The organism is Pseudonocardia wallangbongensis, assembly GCF_054486945.1.
Genome location: NZ_JBRERS010000001.1, coordinates 432,840 through 449,224 on the forward strand (window position 1 = coordinate 432,840; position 16,385 = coordinate 449,224).

Annotated in this window: 19 protein-coding genes and 1 pseudogene; 15 read left to right on the plus strand and 5 right to left on the minus strand. The window is 73.5% G+C overall.

Translation table 11 applies throughout. The features are described from left to right. Positions 1-9 precede the first annotated feature (9 nt). From ACU436_RS02115 to ACU436_RS02130, 4 genes are all read right to left on the minus strand, one after another. Positions 10-291, minus strand: a complete 282-nt coding sequence (locus tag ACU436_RS02115; RefSeq protein ID WP_459021000.1) for a biotin/lipoyl-containing protein — start codon at positions 289-291, stop codon at positions 10-12. A gap of 2 nt (positions 292-293) precedes the next feature. Next, positions 294-1,292, minus strand: a complete 999-nt coding sequence (locus ACU436_RS02120; RefSeq protein WP_459021002.1) for an alpha-ketoacid dehydrogenase subunit beta — start codon at positions 1,290-1,292, stop codon at positions 294-296. After that, positions 1,289-2,275 carry a thiamine pyrophosphate-dependent dehydrogenase E1 component subunit alpha gene (locus ACU436_RS02125; RefSeq protein WP_459021004.1) on the minus strand — a complete coding sequence of 329 codons (987 nt, stop codon included), beginning with the start codon at positions 2,273-2,275 and terminating at the stop codon, positions 1,289-1,291. The genes ACU436_RS02120 and ACU436_RS02125 overlap by 4 nt, the downstream gene beginning before the upstream one ends. Positions 2,276-3,326: 1,051 nt before the next feature. Further along, a complete protein-coding gene (locus tag ACU436_RS02130) occupies positions 3,327-4,283 on the minus strand; it encodes a sugar-binding transcriptional regulator (RefSeq protein WP_459021006.1) in 957 nt (318 codons plus the stop codon). A 105-nt stretch (positions 4,284-4,388) separates the two neighbouring features. On the opposite strand from ACU436_RS02130, the gene ACU436_RS02135 reads away from it, so the two are divergent. The 7 genes from ACU436_RS02135 to ACU436_RS02165 are packed head-to-tail and all read left to right on the plus strand — an operon-like array spanning position 4,389 to position 8,783. Then, positions 4,389-4,655: an HPr family phosphocarrier protein gene (locus tag ACU436_RS02135; protein ID WP_459021008.1), complete on the plus strand. Its 267-nt coding sequence runs from the start codon at positions 4,389-4,391 to the stop codon at positions 4,653-4,655. Positions 4,656-4,709: 54 nt separating this feature from the next. Next, positions 4,710-5,399, plus strand: a complete 690-nt coding sequence (srlA, locus tag ACU436_RS02140; RefSeq protein ID WP_459021010.1) for a PTS glucitol/sorbitol transporter subunit IIC — start codon at positions 4,710-4,712, stop codon at positions 5,397-5,399. Further along, on the plus strand, positions 5,396-6,376 hold the full coding sequence (srlE, locus tag ACU436_RS02145; protein ID WP_459021012.1) for a PTS glucitol/sorbitol transporter subunit IIB: 981 nt from the start codon (positions 5,396-5,398) through the stop codon (positions 6,374-6,376). The genes srlA and srlE overlap by 4 nt, the downstream gene beginning before the upstream one ends. A gap of 10 nt (positions 6,377-6,386) precedes the next feature. Then, positions 6,387-6,755, plus strand: a complete 369-nt coding sequence (locus ACU436_RS02150) for a PTS glucitol/sorbitol transporter subunit IIA (RefSeq protein WP_459021014.1) — start codon at positions 6,387-6,389, stop codon at positions 6,753-6,755. Positions 6,756-6,764: 9 nt separating this feature from the next. Further along, entirely contained in the window at positions 6,765-8,087 is a 1,323-nt protein-coding gene (locus ACU436_RS02155; protein ID WP_459021016.1) for an NAD(P)H-dependent oxidoreductase, read from the plus strand. Beyond that, entirely contained in the window at positions 8,084-8,368 is a 285-nt protein-coding gene (locus tag ACU436_RS02160) for a hypothetical protein (protein WP_459021018.1), read from the plus strand. The genes ACU436_RS02155 and ACU436_RS02160 overlap by 4 nt, the downstream gene beginning before the upstream one ends. Positions 8,369-8,408: 40 nt before the next feature. Further along, complete coding sequence (locus ACU436_RS02165; RefSeq protein WP_459022595.1) at positions 8,409-8,783, plus strand: transcriptional regulator GutM; 375 nt, start codon at positions 8,409-8,411, stop codon at positions 8,781-8,783. Between the two features lie 863 nt (positions 8,784-9,646). Here ACU436_RS02165 and ACU436_RS02170 read toward each other — a convergent pair. Continuing rightward, positions 9,647-10,108, minus strand: a complete 462-nt coding sequence (locus ACU436_RS02170) for a MarR family winged helix-turn-helix transcriptional regulator (protein WP_459021020.1) — start codon at positions 10,106-10,108, stop codon at positions 9,647-9,649. A 41-nt stretch (positions 10,109-10,149) separates the two neighbouring features. Between ACU436_RS02170 and ACU436_RS02175 the strand changes: the two genes are divergently transcribed. The 8 genes and pseudogenes from ACU436_RS02175 (at position 10,150) to ACU436_RS02210 (ending at position 16,345) form a co-directional block, all read left to right on the plus strand. After that, complete coding sequence (locus ACU436_RS02175) at positions 10,150-11,343, plus strand: multidrug effflux MFS transporter (protein WP_459021022.1); 1,194 nt, start codon at positions 10,150-10,152, stop codon at positions 11,341-11,343. Between the two features lie 78 nt (positions 11,344-11,421). Beyond that, positions 11,422-12,579 carry a CaiB/BaiF CoA transferase family protein gene (locus ACU436_RS02180; protein ID WP_459021024.1) on the plus strand — a complete coding sequence of 386 codons (1,158 nt, stop codon included), beginning with the start codon at positions 11,422-11,424 and terminating at the stop codon, positions 12,577-12,579. After that, on the plus strand, positions 12,576-13,682 hold the full coding sequence (locus ACU436_RS02185) for an extracellular solute-binding protein (protein WP_459021026.1): 1,107 nt from the start codon (positions 12,576-12,578) through the stop codon (positions 13,680-13,682). The genes ACU436_RS02180 and ACU436_RS02185 overlap by 4 nt, the downstream gene beginning before the upstream one ends. Continuing rightward, entirely contained in the window at positions 13,679-14,143 is a 465-nt protein-coding gene (locus ACU436_RS02190) for a MaoC family dehydratase (protein ID WP_459021028.1), read from the plus strand. Before ACU436_RS02185 ends, ACU436_RS02190 begins: the two co-directional genes overlap by 4 nt. Then, the gene (locus ACU436_RS02195) at positions 14,140-14,463 is read left to right on the plus strand and encodes a hypothetical protein (protein WP_459021030.1); all 324 of its coding nucleotides are present in this window, start codon (positions 14,140-14,142) and stop codon (positions 14,461-14,463) included. The genes ACU436_RS02190 and ACU436_RS02195 overlap by 4 nt, the downstream gene beginning before the upstream one ends. Beyond that, a pseudogene (locus ACU436_RS02200) lies at positions 14,460-14,801 on the plus strand (amidohydrolase family protein); the annotation flags it as partial. The gene ACU436_RS02195 and the pseudogene ACU436_RS02200, both read left to right, overlap by 4 nt. Before the next feature lie 56 nt (positions 14,802-14,857). Further along, entirely contained in the window at positions 14,858-15,307 is a 450-nt protein-coding gene (locus ACU436_RS02205) for an amidohydrolase family protein (RefSeq protein WP_459021032.1), read from the plus strand. A gap of 93 nt (positions 15,308-15,400) precedes the next feature. Further along, positions 15,401-16,345: a tetratricopeptide repeat protein gene (locus ACU436_RS02210; protein ID WP_459021033.1), complete on the plus strand. Its 945-nt coding sequence runs from the start codon at positions 15,401-15,403 to the stop codon at positions 16,343-16,345. Positions 16,346-16,385 lie beyond the last annotated feature (40 nt).

Sequence of the window (16,385 nt, forward strand, 5' to 3'; positions counted from 1 at the left end):
GCGGGCAGGTCAGGAGAGCAGTTCGTCCAGGTCGCCGAGGCCGTCCTCGTCGGTGGCGTCGACGTAGCCGAGCGGATCGCCGACGGCGACGACGTCGCCCTCGGCGGCGGTCAGGCGCGTCACCGTGCCCGTGACCTCCGACTCGATCTCCATCTCCACCTTGTCCGTCAGGACGACGGCCAGCGGCATCCCCTTGGTAACGGTATCTCCCGGGGCAACGAGCCAGTCGGCGAACTCGCCCTCCTCCATGGTCATGGACAGCTTCGGCATCCGGATCGGCGTCTCGGCCACGGTCATCCTCCCTCGTGCAGTCGGCGGGCGGCCGTGACGATGTCCGGCACCTGCGGCACGGCCGCCTTCTCGAGGTCGGGCGCGTAGGGCATCGGCACGTCGAGCCCGCAGAGCCGCACGACCGGTGCCCTGAGCGCGCGGAACGTGTCCGACTCGGCGATCCGGGCCGCGATCTCGGCGACGAAGCCGCCGGTCCGCGGGGCCTCCTGCACCAGGAGCGCCTTCCCGGTGGCTGCGACCTCGCCGAGGATCGTCGCCTCGTCGAGGGGCGTGATCGTGCGCGGGTCGACGATCGTGACCTCGATCCCCCCGGCGGCGAGCACCTCCGCGGCGGCGAGGGACCGGCCGACCATCACCGAGGTCGCGACGATCGTCAGGTCGCCGCCGCGGCGCCGGACGGCCGCCGTCCCGAGCGGGACGTGGTGCCCGGGCGGGACCGGGCCCCGCTCCTTGTAGAGCAGCTTGTGCTCCAGGACGAGTACCGGGTTCGGGTCGGCCACCGCCGCGCGCAGCAGGCCCATGGCGTCGGCCGGGGTGGCGGGCATGACGACCTTGAGGCCGGGGACGTGCGCGAACCACGCCTCCAGGCTCTGCGAGTGCTGCGCGGCCGCGCCCGTGCCGGAGCCGGCGGGGGCGCGGATGACGAGCGGCACCTGGGCCGCGCCGCCGAGCATGAAGTGGATCTTCGCGGCCTGGTTGACGATCTGGTCCATCGCGCAGGTGACGAAGTCGGAGAACTGCAGCTCGACGACGGGCCGCCGCCCGCACAGCGCGGCCCCGACACCCGCGCCGACGATCGCGATCTCCGAGATCGGCGTGTCGCGGACGCGCTCGCGCCCGAACCGCTCGAGCAGGCCAGTGGTGACGCCGAACGCGCCCCCGTAGACGCCGATGTCCTCCCCCATGAGGAAGACCCGCTCGTCGGTCCCGAGCAGGTCCGCGAGGGTCTCCCGGACGGCCTCGGCGTATGTCGTCTCGCGGAGGTCGGAGGTGGTGGTCATGCCGGCGCGTCCGCGTACACCGCGGCCAGGAGCACGTCGCGGCCGGCCAGTGCGGGCGGCGCGGCGTTGGCCGTTCGGATGGCCTCGCGCACCGCGTGGGTCGCCTCCTTGCGGGCGGCGTCGACCTCGGCCCCGGTGAGGCCGCCGGCGGCGCGCACCGCGCCCTCGAAGCGGGCGATCGGGTCGCGCCCCTGCCACTCGGCGATCTCCTCGCGCGTGCGGTAGAGGTTCTTGTCGCTCTTCGAGTGGCCCTTCCACCGGTAGGTCACGTTCTCGACGAGCATCGGGCCGTCGCCGGTGCGCGCCCGGTCGACGGCCGCGGACACCGCCTCGTAGACGGCCTGCAGGTCGTTCCCGTCGACGGTGGTCCCCGGGAATCCGTACGCCGCCGCGCGGCTCGCGATGTCCTCGATCGCGAACGCCTCGTCGGCCGACATCGACATCCCGTAGTGGTTGTTCTCGCAGACGAACACCACCGGCAGCTCCCACACCGCCGCCAGGTTGGCCGCCTCGTGGAACGCGCCCTCGTTGGCGGCACCGTCCCCGAAGAACGCGACCACGACGCGCCCGGTGCCCCCGAGCTGCTGCGCGAGCGCCGCGCCCACCGCGATCGGGATCCCCCCACCCACGATCCCGTTCGCGCCGAGGTTGCCGGTGTCGACGTCGGCGATGTGCATCGAGCCGCCCCGCCCGCGGCAGTACCCCGTGTCCTTGGCGAGCAGCTCGGCCATCATCCGGGTCAGGTCCGCACCCTTCGCCACGCAGTGGCTGTGCCCGCGGTGCGTCGAGGTGATCAGGTCGTCCGGCCGCAGGGCGAGGCACGTGCCCACCGCGCTGGCCTCCTGGCCGATGGACAGGTGCATCGTGCCGTGCATGAGACCGCGGGCGAAGAGCTGGTCCACCGCCTCCTCGAACCGGCGGGCGGTCCACATCGTCCGGAGCGCATGCCGCGCCGCCTCGGGCTCCTTCGCGAGATCACGCAACGCCGCTCCCCTCGCAAGCGCAACTTCGTGCAGATGATTCACGATGGTGAACATCTCTAGCACGCGTGAGAACCGGCTGTAAAGGGTGCTCAATACCGCAGCGGTAGTTCGTGATCATGTTGCTGGCCGGCGGCGCAGGGCCGATGCCCGTCGATGCGCAGGCATGATCCGAAGTTTCGGTTGCCCATGGCTGTCGCTACGCCCATGGACACCCGATACTTCGGATCATGAACGTGACCGGCACCCGGCGGTCGGGTCTGTCTCGTCGCGGGATCGGCTGCCGGTGGGCGCGCCGTACCCGGCTCGCAGCCGACCGCCCCCACCCCGTCGACCCGGCCCCGGGCGCGGCCACTCCCGTCCGGACCCGACCTCACCCCCGCGGGTGGTCGGGTTGGCACCACCACCGTCCCCCCGGGGTCACCGGGGCGGCCGTCCCCGACCTGCCGGCACGCCAGTCCCGACGAGACCGCCACTGCTGGCGGCCACTCGACCTGCGGTGGTCCCGCCCGCCCCTTCTGCACTCCCCAGACACCCGGGCGACCCCACGAACAACCCCGACATCGACACCCAGCGGGCCGTGATCGGCGGGATCGGGACATCACGCTCACCTATGCACGGCAGGTCCCGTATCCGCTGATCACGCCCCATCCTCGGGTCACACCAGGCCGGGCGTCGGGCGGCAGCACACTCGGCGCCGACACCGCAGCCTGAGCGGCCCGGGCAACGGCACCACCGCCGGTCGAGTCCCACCCATCCGCAGGATCCCGTCGCCAACGGGCGTGCCGGCAGGTCGGGGACGGCCGCCCGGGTGACCCCGGGGGGACGGTAGTGGCGCCAACCAGGCCATCTCGGAAAGGCGCCGGAGACGAAGCGAACCGGAGGGCCCGCGCCCCGGACCGGGTCGACGGGGTGCGGCGATCGGGCTACGAGCCGGGTACGGCGCGCCCACCGGCAGCGAATCCCCTGGCCAGCTCCACCCGATGACTATCACTGCGCACCCCACGCCAGCAGCGACGCTGCGCCGGCACCATCACGAACCCCGGCTGCAGCACTAACCCCCACCGGCCGCGCCGAGCAGGGCGTGGGCGAGCCCGGAGTCGGTGACCAGCCCGTCGACGAACCCCGCGCGCACCGCGCCCAGCACACCCGCTGCCTTCTCCGCGCCGGTGGCGACGCCCACGACCACGGGGATGCGCCGGAGCTCCTCGAGCTCGACGGCGAGCACCCGGTCGTGCACCTCGCCCCCGATCGGCCGGCCCTCGGCGTCGAAGAACCGGCAGCAGGCGTCGCCCACCGGCTCCTCGGCGAGGAACGCCGCGCGCTCGGTGTCCGTGAGCGCCAGGCCGTCGACGATGACGTTGCTGGAACCGATGCCGACCGACCCGATCCCGATCATCGCGATGTCGGCCGAGAGCGCCGACCGCAGCGCCTCCCGGATGGACGGCTCGGCGAGCAGCGCGTCGCGTGCGGCACCCGAGCGCAGGAGGGCCGGTCCGTGCAGGTAGCGGTGCGTCGCCCCGAGCCGGCCGGCCAGCTCGCGCACCAGCTCCTCCCCCGCGACGAGGGACGCGTCGACGGTCAGGCCGCCGACGAGCGGGACGACCTCCACGTCACGGGGCTTGTCGACGGACACCGCCGAGACCATCGCCTGCAGGGACGTCCCCCACGACAGGCCCACGACCTGGCCGTCGCGGACGGTCTCGTCGAGCCACTGGGCGGCGAGGTCACCCGCCGCCGCCACCACGTCGGCCCCCGGGCGGAACGCGGCCACCCGCACCTGTGCGAGCCCGAACGCGTCGCGCAGCGCCTGCTCCAGCTCCAACGCCCGGGCCGTCTGGTCGTGGACGCGGATCTCGACGACGCCCTGCGCCCGGGCCGCCGTGAGCATCCGCGAGACGTTCGACCGGCTCGTGCCCAGCACGCGGGCGATGTCGTCCTGCGAACGGCCGTCGAGGAAGTACATCCGGGCCGCCTTGACCAGGGAACCGCGATCACGTGGAGCAGGCATCGTCACCAAGTTCCTTGTCAATCACCGATGTGAGCATGGATAGTACCCACCAAGTGCGATATCTGCACAGATGTGCACACTCGACCCAACCAACGGAGGTTGCCCATGACCGAACGGCAGGTCCGGATCGGCTCGAAGGTCGGGCTGCACGCGCGACCCGCGTCGCTGTTCGCCAAAGCGGTGGCGCGGGCGGGAGTCCCGGTGCGGATCGCGAAGGACGGGCAACCGCCGGTCAACGCGCGGAGCCTGCTCAACCTCCTCACGCTGGGCGCGGCCCACGGCGACGTCGTCACGCTCCACGCCGACGGGGACGACGCCGCCGCCACCCTCGAGGAGCTCGCCGCGATGTTGGAGCGCGAGCTCGACGAGTAGCCGGCCCACTTGTGCTCCACGTCTCGCGGTGCTATCAACGCATCGCGCGCAGATGTGAATCGTCTGCACATACGTGAAATTGGCATCCGGAAGGCTCCCATGGACGTGACCTTTTCCCTGAGCCAAGCTCCCCCGCCCCCGAGCGAGGGCAGCGACAACCCGATCCTCAACGCGATCATCTGGGCCGGCGAGCACTTCATCGGCATCTTCAACGAGGCCGGAAAGCAGTTCGCGGGGCTGGTGACCGGCATCCTCCCAACCCTGATCGTGCTGCTCACCGGCATGTACGCGCTGATCGCGTTCATCGGCGAGGACCGGGTGACACGGGCGGTGCAGTGGTCGTCGCGCTGGTGGATCACCCGATACACGGTCATGCCGGTGATCGCGGTGCTGATGCTGACCAACCCGATGTGCTACACGTTCGGCCGCTTCCTGCGGGAGCGGCACAAGCCCGCCTTCTACGACTCGGCGGTCTCCTTCGTCCACCCCGTCACCACGTTCTTCCCGTACGCGAACGCGGGCGAGCTCTTCGTCTGGCTCGGCGTCGCGAGCGGGATCACCCAGCTCGGCCAGTCGACGGTGCCGCTGGCCGTGCGCTACTTCGCGGTGGGCGTCGTCGTCATCCTCATCCGCGGCGTGATCACCGAACTGATCACCTCCTACCTGATCCGGCGCGCCGGCAAGACCGAGCTGTTCCGCTCGTTCGACGCCGAGTTCAGCACCGCCGGAGGTGCGACGAGATGACCACTCGCGAGGTCGCCTACCGCACCGTCACCGTGCGTCCCGGCGCCAACGGCTGGGGCCAGGGGCTCGAGCTGACCCCCACCGCGGAACGCAACAAGGTCATCTCCGTGACCGGCGGTGGCATCCACGCCGTCGCGCAGCGGATCGCCGATCTCTCCGGCGCCGAGGTCGTCGACGGCTTCCGCACCCGCGTGCCGGACGAGGAGGTCCTCGCCGCGGTCATCAACTGCGGGGGCACCGCCCGGATCGGGGTGTACCCGCGCAAGCGGATCCCGACGGTCGACGTCTACCCCGGGGAGCCGGGCGGGCCGCTCGCGCAGTTCATCACCGAGGACATCTTCGTCTCGGCCGTGGGGCCCGACGAGGTGGAGCTCAGCGACGGCGCGTCCGAAGCCGCCCTGCCCGAGGGCACGCCGACACCGTCTCCTGCGCCGGCACCCGCAACCCAGGCGCCGCGCGGGTTCCTGGTGCGGTTCGGTGGCGGGATCGGCCACATCATCAACACGTTCCTCGCCGCGGGCCGCCAGTCGATCAGCCTGACGCTGAACACGATCCTGCCGTTCATGGCGTACGTCAGCCTGCTGCTCGGCGTCGTCATCTACACCGGCATCGCCACCGCGATCGGCAACCTGCTCGCCCCGCTGTCCGGCAACCCGCTCGGGCTGATCGCGATCAGCGCCGTGGTGGCGCTGCCGTTCCTGTCGCCGATCCTCGGGCCCGGCGCGGCCGTGGCCCAGATCGTCGGCGTCCTGATGGGCACGCAGATCGCCACCGGCGCGCTGCCGGTCCAGTACGCCCTCCCCACCCTGTTCGCCATCGACGGCCAGGTCGGCTGCGACTTCGTGCCGGTGGGCCTCGGGCTCGGCGAGGCGAGGGCGGAGACGGTGGAGATCGGCGTGCCGGCCGTGCTGTTCAGCCGGCTCATCACGTCCCCGCTCGCCGTCGTCATCGCGTGGTTCGCGAGCTTCGGCCTGTGACTGGAGGGAAATGACCTACTACCGCACGACCGTGACCAGCGTCGGGCCGGAGGCGGGCGACATGCTCGCCGCCGGCGTCGTCATCCTCTACGCCGAGCCGCTCCCGGACGCGCTGGCCGACGTGAGCGTCGTGCACCGCCCCGAGGACCGCGTTCCCGACATCGTGATCGGGGTCGGGGACGTCGTCTCCGTGGGCGGGCACGAGCTCACGGTCACCGCGGTCGGCGACATCGCCGCGAAGAACCTCGACGAGCTCGGCCACGTCGTGCTCTACGTCGACCAGCCCGACCAGAAGCTGCTGCCCGGAGCCGTCCACGCCGCGGGCGGCGTGCCCGAGCCGCGGCCCGGCCACGTCATCGAGTTCCGCTCGCCACGCTAGGGGGTCGCATTGGCATACCGTGAACGCCTTCTCGATCGGGAGCGGGCCACCGGCCGGCCCGTGCGGGTGGGGCTCGTCGGGGCCGGCCAGATGGGCCGGGGGTTCGTCGCGCAGGTCCGGCGGATCAGCGGCGTGGAGGTGGTCGCCGTCGCCGACGTGGATCTCCGGCGGGCCACCGGGGCCCTGCACGCCGTGGGCGTCGAGAACGTCTCGACGGGCGACGACCTGGACGCGCTCAGCGGCGTCGTCGCCGACGGGGGCACCGTCGCCGTCACCGACCACACCCTGGCCACCGCGCTGCCCGTCGACATGGTCATCGACGCCACCGGGGTGCCGGAGATCGGTGCCGAGGTGGCGCTGCGGAGCCTCCTGGCGGGACGGCACGTCGGGTTGCTCAACGTCGAGACCGACGTCACCGTCGGCTGGATGCTGTCGCGGATCGCCGCGCAGTCCGGCGCCGTGTACACGCTGTGCCGGGGCGACGAGCCCGCCGAGGCGCTCAAGCTCGTCGAGTTCGCCCGCGACCTCGCGTTCGACGTCGTGTGCGCGGGCAAGGGCAAGAACAACCCGCTGGACCCGCACGCCACCCCGGCCGGCCTCGCCGACGAGGCCCGGCGCAAGCGGATGAACCCGAAGATGCTCGCGAGCTTCGTCGACGGGTCCAAGGCGATGATCGAGATGGCGGCACTGGCGAACGCCGCCGACCTCGGCGTCGGCGAGCGCGGGCTCTCCGGCCACCGCACCACGGTGCCCGAACTGCACGACGTGTTCCGGCCGGCCGCCGACGGCGGGATCCTCGACCGCAGCGGGGTGGTCGACATGGCCACCGGCCCGGTGGCGCCCGGCGTGTTCGTGGTGGCCCGCAGCGACGAGCCGACCGTGCTGGAGGAGATGGAGTACCTCGGCATGGGTGCCGGGCCGTACTACTCCTTCTACCGGCCCTACCACCTCGCCAGCATCGAGGCGCCGCTCTCGATCCCGGCGGCCGTGCTGGACGGCCGCAGCGACATCCAGCCGCGCGCGTGGCGGGCCGAGGTCGCGGCGGGGGCGAAGCGGGCGATGCGCGCGGGCGAGGTGATCGACGGGATCGGCGGCGACTGCGTGTACGGCGTCATCCGGAGCGCCGAGGGCCTGAAGGCGGACGGGCTCGCACCGCTGGGCCTGCTCGCGGGCGCGCGGCTCACCCGCGACGTCGGGCAGGACCAGGTCCTCACCCAGGACGACGTGGAGATCGACACGGGCACGACCATCGCCCAGCTGCGCGCGCTGCAGGACCGCCTGCTCGACGGCCACCCGGTGGTGTCCGGGCTCGGGCGGGTACCGGCGGCATGAGCGAGGCACCGGAGCGCTGCCCGTCGTGCGGCGGGGAGTGGATCGACGGCCGGATCGCCGTGCCGGTCGTCGGTTCGCTCCGGTTCACCTACCGGCTCGGGACCACCGAGGTGGCCACGGAGGTGGGCGCGCGGATGTGCGAGGGCTGCGGCACCGTGCAGTTGCGGGCGCGCGACCCGGAGGCCATCGTCCGGGCGCAGCGGGCCTCCGCCCAGGGCCGGGCGAAGCCGTGGCCCCTCCGTTCCCGGAAGGGCCCGGGAGATTCGACGCAGGAGGCCTGACGTGGACAACGCCACCGTCTTCGTGCTCGTCGTCGCGATCATGTCGCTCACCGGCATCAGCGCGATCGCCCAGCACAAGTACTACGCCCGCACGGTGAAGCGGCTCGCCCGCGCGCACGACGAGCCGGGCCACATGCTCGTCACGGGCCGCGGCAAGAGCCGCTTCCGCGGTGCGATCGTCGTGATCGTCCTGCGCACGCACGACGAGGTGATCACGGCCGCCGTGGTGCTGGAGGGCGCCTCGGTCCTGGCCCGCTTCCGGGACCGGCCGGACTGGGTCGGCCGCTCGGCCCGGGACCCCCTGCCCGGAGCATCGGCGCGGGTGGCCGCCGCGGTCGCGCAGGCGCGGACCCAGGTGCCCGGCCGCCGCCGCGCGGTGCCGGGGCGTCCCCGGGCGAGCACGTCCCGGCCGTGATCGCGCGGAGCACGCGCAGGTGCACCGCGGCCCAGGTGCGGTACGGGCGCCAGCCCTCGGCGACCTCCGCGGGGTCGCGGCCGTAGCGCGCGGCGATCTCGGCCCGCACCCGCGGCTCCTGGGTCGGCAGCGCGTCGGGGTGGTTCGCGCCGCGGAGCACCACGAGCTCGGCGGAGAACGGGCCGAGCCCCTTCACCTGCCGGACCTGCCGCACCGCCTCCTCCGGGTCGAGGCCGCGCAGCCGGGCCCCGTCGAGGAGCCCGTCCAGCGCGGCCGAGGCAACGGCACGCAGGTACTCGCTCTTGCGCCACGGCAGCTCGACGTCCAGGCGGACGAGCCGCGCCGGAGCCGGGAACGCGCCGGCGTCACCGTGGTCCGCGATCAGGCGGTCGCGCAGCATCGCGGCCCGGGCCTGGCCCATGCGCTGGGACAGCACCGCCCACACGGCCGCCTCGTACGGCGAGTGGAACCCGCACGGGCGCAACCCCGGCCACCGCGCCACGACCCGGGCGAGGACCGGATCGCGGCCGACCACGCCGGGCCAGCCCCGGCCGTCGACGTCCAGGGACAGGAACCGGCGCACCTGGGCCGCGGCGGCGTCCAGGTCACCGCCGCCGCTGACGACGATCCGGGCCGGGCCGCCGCCCCGGGTGACCGCCACGTCGACGCGCCGCCAATCGGAGTCCGCGCAGAAGGCCGTGCGCAACACGCCGTCCGGACCGGCCGTCGCGGCCGGGGCGACGGGCGCGCACCGCTCCCAGAAGGTCCTGCTGGTCTCCAGCGACCAGGGACCGATCACCTCGATGTCCACCACGTGCTTCGCCATGCGGACCAGTCTCGGACCGGATACGCGTCACCGACTGTCATGTATTCCCTTCGGCCCGCCGACGGAGGGACTCGGCCAGCCGGGACATGGCGGGCACCGCCGCGCGGACCGCCACCGCGTCGTCGTCCGCGAGCTCCGCGAGCGCGCCGGCGATGGCGCGGGACCAGGCCCGGCCGAGCAGCCGCCGGTGCTCGTCGGCCAGGGGGCTCGACCGCAGCCGGCTGCGCCGGTGGTCGCGCGGGTCGGCCTCCCGGACGACCAGCCCGCGCTCGACGAGCGCGCGCACCGTGGTGCTCACGTTGCTGGTCTGCAGCCGCAGCGCCCGCGCCACCTCCGACACCGACGCGCCCGGGTGGGCCACGACGAACCGCAGGACGTCCAGCTCGGAGCCGGGCAGCTGGTCGAGCCCCACCTCGAGCTCCCCGGTGCGCCGCAGCGTCCGCGACAGCGTGTGGGCCGCCTCGGCCAGGTCGTCGAGCTCCACGTCGACGTCGGTCACACCCGGATGATATCCGCAGAGATTAGATATAACTTGATAACATGTCGCTCGCCACCCGGGCCCCCTTCGCGGTCTGGATCTGCGCGCTCGCGCTGCTCACCGCGATCGCACCGCTCGCGACGGACATGTACCTCCCGGCCCTCCCCGACGTCGCCGCGGAGCTGGGCACCACCGCCTCGAACGTCCAGCTGACGCTCACCGGGTTCCTGGTCGGGCTCGCCGCGGGCCAGCTCGTCATCGGCCCCCTCTCCGACGCCTGGGGCCGCAGGCGGCTCCTCCTCGCCGGCACCGTGCTCTGCCTCGCAGCCAGCGCTGCCTGCGTGGCGGCGCCGACGATCGGCGTCCTGGTGGTCGCCCGGTTCCTCCAGGGCTTCGGCGGCGCCGCCGGCATCGTGCTGAGCCGCGCGATGATCGTCGACCGCACCACGGGCAGCCAGACGGTGCGCCTGTTCTCCCTGATGATGGCGATCAACGGGATCGCCCCGGTCGTCGCCCCGCTGATCGGCAGCGGCCTGCTCGCGGCCGGCAGCTGGCGCTGGATCTTCGTGGCACTGAGCGCGCTCACCCTCCTCATGGCGGTGGGCGCGTTCACCGCGGTGCCCGAGACGCTTCCGCCCGAGCGCCGGGTCCGGGGCGGGCTGCGCACGACGGGCCGCGACGTCCGGTCCGCCCTGAAGCGCCCGCGCTACGTCGGGTTCACCTGCGCCTTCGCGCTCGCCTTCGCCACGCTGTTCACCTACATCTCCGGCTCGCCGTTCGTCCTGCAGGAGACGCTCGGCCTCTCGAGCGGGGCGTACGCGCTCGCGTTCGGCATCAACTCCGCCGGCCTGATCGGCGCGAGCATCGCCAACGGGCAGCTCGCCGGCCGGGTCGACCCGGCACGGGTGCTCGCGATCGCCACCACCGCGCTGGTGCTGCTGTCGGTCGCGCTGCTCGGGATCGTCCTGACCGGGCCGTCGCTGTGGCCCGTGCTCGTGGTCCTCTTCCTCGCGCTCACGAGCCTCGGCTTCATCATGGGCAACGCCACCGCGCTGGCCTCCCGCGAGGTGCGCGACATCGCCGGGACCGGGTCCGCGCTCCTCGGCGCCCTGCAGTTCGCGCTTGGCGCGGTCGTATCGCCGCTCGTGGGGTCGAGCCCGCTCGTGATGGCCGTCGTGATGGTCGCGGCGTCCCTGCTCTCGCTCGGCACCCAGGTCGCCGTGGGCCGCACCCGGAGCGCGCCCGCCGCCGTCTGACGGCGCGACCTGCCGTCGATTGACCCTCCCATTTCCCTGGTATAACGTTTGAGCAGGCCCATCCGACAAGGAGGTTCCGTGACCGACCTGCCGCTCGAGGGAGTCGTCGTTCTCGACTTCAGCCAGTTCCTCGCCGGCCCGGTCGCGGCGCTCCGGCTCGCCGACCTCGGCGCCCGGGTGATCAAGGTGGAGCGCCCGGGCAGCGGCGACCTCGGCCGGTCCCTCGCCTTCGCCGGGCGCACGGTCCAGGGCGACAGCCTGTCCTTCCACGCGATGAACCGGAACAAGGACGGCATCACCGCGGACCTCAAGGATCCCGGCGACCTCGCGATGGTGCGCGACCTCGTCCGCGGCGCCGACGTCCTGATCGAGAACTTCCGGCCCGGGGTCATGGAGCGGATCGGGCTCGACTACGAGTCGGCCCGCGCCATCAACCCGGCGATCGTCTACGGCAGCGTCAGCGGCTACGGCGACAGCGGGCCCTTCAAGAACCGTCCCGGCCAGGACCTCCTCGCTCAGGCCGTCGCCGGCCTGCCGTGGCTCTCCGGTTCGGAGGGCGACCCGCCGGTGCCGGTGGGGCTGGCGGTGGCCGACCACCTCGCGAGCTGCCACCTCGCCCAGGGCATCACCGCCCTGCTCGTGCGCCGGTTCCGCAGCGGCCGGGGCGGGCTCGCCCAGACCAGCCTGTTCGAGGCCATGCTCGACCTGCAGTTCGAGCTGCTCACCACCAGGCTCAACGACCCCACCGTCGCGGTCCGGCGCCGGGGCCCGCGGTCCGCCCACGCGTTCCTCTCGGCGCCCTACGGCATCTACCCCACCGCCGACGGCTACCTCGCGATCGCGATGAACCCGGTGCCGACGATCAGCCGGCTGCTCGGCATCCCGGCCCTCGAGTCCATGACGGACCCGGCGCAGTGGTGGGAACGGCAGGACGAGATCGAGGAGCTCGTCAGCGAGCGGCTACGCACCGGCACCCGCGACGAGTGGCTCGCGGTGCTCGACGCGGAGGACGTCTGGTGCGCCCCCGTGCTCACCCTCGACGAGCTTGTCGAGCACGACGGCTTCCGGGAGATCGCGATGACGCAGGAGGTCCGCCGCGAGGGCCTCACGCTCACCACCACGCGCACCCCGATCCGCATCGACGGGCACCGCCTCACGAGCCCGCGCCCCGGCCCGCGGCTGGGCGAGCACAACACCGCCGTCCGCGGTGCGCAGCCGATCGGGGGCGGCGCATGACCGTCCTGCGCGGGATGACCTGGGAACACCCGCGCGGCTACGACTGCCAGGTCGCGGCGGCCGCCGAGTACGCGCGCCTGACCGGCGTCGAGGTGCGCTGGGAGTTCCGTTCCCTGCAGGCCTTCGCCGACGAGCCGCTCGAGCACCTGACCGCCCGCTACGACCTGCTCGTGATCGACCACCCGCACGTCCCCCTGGCCGCCGCGATGGGGCTCCTCGCCCCGCTCGACGGGGCCGGTCACGACGAGGCGCTCACCGCGCTCGCCGCCGACACGCTCGGCCCGAGCCACGCGACCTACGCCCACGCCGGCCACCAGTACGGCCTGGCCACCGATGCGGCCGCCCAGGTCGCCGTCCACCGGCCCGACCGGCTCGCCGCCGCCCCGACCGCCTGGGACGGCGCGCTCGACCTGGCCCGGGAGGGCCGGGTGCTGTGGCCAGCCAAGCCCGTGGACGCGTTCTCGACCCTGTGCACGCTGGCCGCGGGACGGGGCACCCCCGTGGGCGCCGCGCCCGGCACGTTCCTCTCCCCCGAGGATGCCGCTCCCGTCCTCGACCTGATGCACCGGCTCGCCGAGCGGGTGCCGCGGTGGTGCCTCTCCGCGAACCCCATCGAGGTTGCCGAGGCGCTCGCCGGGGACGGCGACGACCGCTGGTGCTACGCCAACTACTCCCGGGCCGGGTTCCGCCCGCACCGGCTGAAGTACGGGGACGTGCCGGGCGTCGCGGGCTCTCTGCTCGGCGGCGCGGGCGTCGCGGTGTCGGCGCGGGCCCGCGACGTGGACGCGGCCCGCGCCTGCGCGCTCTGGGTCGCGTCGCCGCAGGTGCGGTCGGGCGTCTACTACGACGCGGGCGGGCAACCCGGCTACGGCGCGTCCTGGGACGACGACCGCCGGGGCGCCGACTCGTGGGTCTTCTTCCGCGGCACCCGGCAGACCCTCGAACGGGCGTGGGTGCGGCCGCACACCGCCGGCTACATCGAGTTCCAGGACACCGTCTCGCCCTGGGTCACCGCGGTGCTCGCGGGCGAGCTGACCGACGACGACCTGCTCGGGCGGGCGGGCGCCCCCGCCGAGCGGCTGCTGCGGGAGGAGGGCGCATGAAGGTCGAGGAGCGCTGGTTCGAGGACCACGCGATCGGCGAGAGCCGCACGACGGTCGGCCGGACCATCACCGAGGCCGACATCGTGCTGCACGCCGGCCAGACCGGGGACTTCTTCCCGCATCACATGGACGCGGAGTGGATGGCCACGCAGCCGGCCGGGCAGCGCATCGCGCACGGCACCCTCGTGCTCTCCGTCGCCGTCGGGATGACCGCGGGGGACATCAACCCGCAGTCGATGTCCTACGGCTACGACAAGATCCGCTTCATCAAGCCGGTGTTCATCGGCGACACCATCACCGTCACGGCCGAGATCACCGAGAAGGCCGACCACAAGCGGATGCCCGAGACCCACGGCTACGTCCACGAACAGGTCACCGTGACCAACCAGCGCCGCGAGACCGTCCTGGTCCTGACCCACCTGTACCTCGTGAACAAACGCAGCGCCAACAAGCGCGGATGACCGCTCCACCCCTGCGCCTGTGGGGGCGCGAGTTCGAGGGCTTCCGCCGGGCCGCCTCGGCGCACGCCGCGGCCTGGTCGGCCGGGACGGTGTCGGCCACCTGGCACGGGCTCCCCGAGCTGCAGGCCGCGGCGCTCGGGCCGGCTCCGCCTCCCACCGACATCCTGGTGGTCCCCGCCGACTGGCTCCCCGCCATGGCCGCTGCGGGCCGGAGCCTCCGTGAGCGCGCTGGTCGACGCCGTGGTCTGGCGGGGAGCGGACCCGGAACCCGCGATCGTCCGCGCCGAGCGGGACATCCAGCAGAGAGGCGGAACGAGTGATCATCGACGCCCACCAGCACGTCTGGGACCTCACCCGCTCGCCGTACCCCTGGCTGGGCCGGCACGTCCCGCAGTGGAACCGCACCTTCACCTTCGACGAGGTGGAGCCGCACCTCGACCGGGCCGGCGTCGACGCCACGGTCCTCGTCCAGTCCGACGACACGGACGCCGACACCGACCTGATGCTCGAGGTGGCCGACCGGCACCCGCGAGTGGCCGCGGTCGTCGCCTACGTCCCGCTCGACCGGCCCGCACGGGCCGCCGAACGGCTCGCCGAGCTCCGGAAGGACCCGCGGATCGTCGGCATCCGCAACCTGACCCACGACCTGCCGGACCCGGACTGGATCCTGCGGCCCGACGTCGACGAGGGCCTCGGCGTCCTCGAGGAGGCGGGGTGGCGTTCGACTACGTCGCCGTGCTCCACCGGCACCTCGAGCACGTGCCCACCCTGTCCGAACGGCACCCCGGCCTGCGCCTGGTCATCGACCACCTCGGGAAGCCGCCGATCGGCGAGGACGCCGTCGAGCCCTGGTGGAGCCTCATCGCCGCGGCCGCCGGGAACCCGCTCGTCCACGCGAAGATCTCCGGCCTCTACCCCGGCGCCGCGCCGGACACCTGGACGCCCGACGCGCTCCGCCCCTTCGTCGACCGGGCCCTCGACCTCTTCGGCCCCACCCGCCTGATGTACGGCGGCGACTGGCCGATCTCGGTGGCGGCCGGCGGGTACGACCGGGTGTTCGACGGGTTGGCCCGGGTTCTCGCCGGGCTGTCCGAGGGCGATCGGGCCGAGGTGTACGCCGGCACCGCGCGCCGCTTCTACGGGATCGGAGCGGATACTCGCTGACCGGTGCGCGGGTCGTTGCTGCCATGGCGCGGCGCGCCTGCCACGATCAGGGCAAGCACAACGCCTGATCATCTCGACATCGCAGAGGACCCAGTGCCCTGGACATTCAACCGTCGACCCACTCTCGACGCCGACCACCCCGACGCCCTCGCCGACGCGCACAACCGCGCCGTCGAGCTGGGTGCGCTGGGCCAGTACCAGCAAGCCCGCGAGCTCGACGAGGACACGCTGGAGCGCCGCCGCCGCATCCTCGGCCCCGACGACCCCACCACCCTCGCCACCGCGAACAACCTCGCCGCCGACCTACGGGAGCTGGGTGAGAGCGGGCAGGCCCGCGAGCTCGACGAGGACACCCTCGCGCGCCGCCGCCGCGCACTCGGCGACGACCACCTCGGCACGCTCGCCAACGCGGGCGTCCTCGCCGGGGACTACCGCGGGCTCGGCGACTTCCGGAGAGCCCGCGAGCTGGACGAGCTCGCCTTCTTCGGGCGCCGCCGCGTCCTCGGCGGCGACGACATCCAGACCCTGGAGTCGGCCCACTTCCTCGGGACGGACCTCCGCGCGCTGGGCGAGTTCCAGAAGGCCCGCGAGCTGGACGCGGACTCGCTCGACCGGCGCCGCCGCATCCTCGGCCCCGACCACCCCGACACGCTCGCCAACGCCAACAACCTCGCCGTCGCCCTGCGCGAGCTCGGCGATCCCCAGCAGGCACGGGCGCTCGACGACGACACCCTCGCCCGGCGCCGCCGCGCGCTCGGCGACGACCACCCCAACACGCTCAACTCCGTGAACAACCTCGCCGCCGACCTCCACGCCCTGGGCGAGCACCAGCGGGCCCGCGAGCTCGACGAGGACACCCTCGCCCGGCGGCGCCGCGTGCTCGGGGACGGCCATCCCGGCACCGTCGCCAACGCCCGCGCCGTCGCCGCGGCGCTGCGGGCCGTGGGCGACGAGGCGCGGGCGGTGGCCCTGCTCGCCGAGTTCGGGGTCGCCGCCGACGTCGCCGGAGAAGCCCCGGCGTCCGCCCCGCACCCGTGAGCGGTGGGCGCGGCGAGGCGGGCCGACGCGGGAGTGCGCC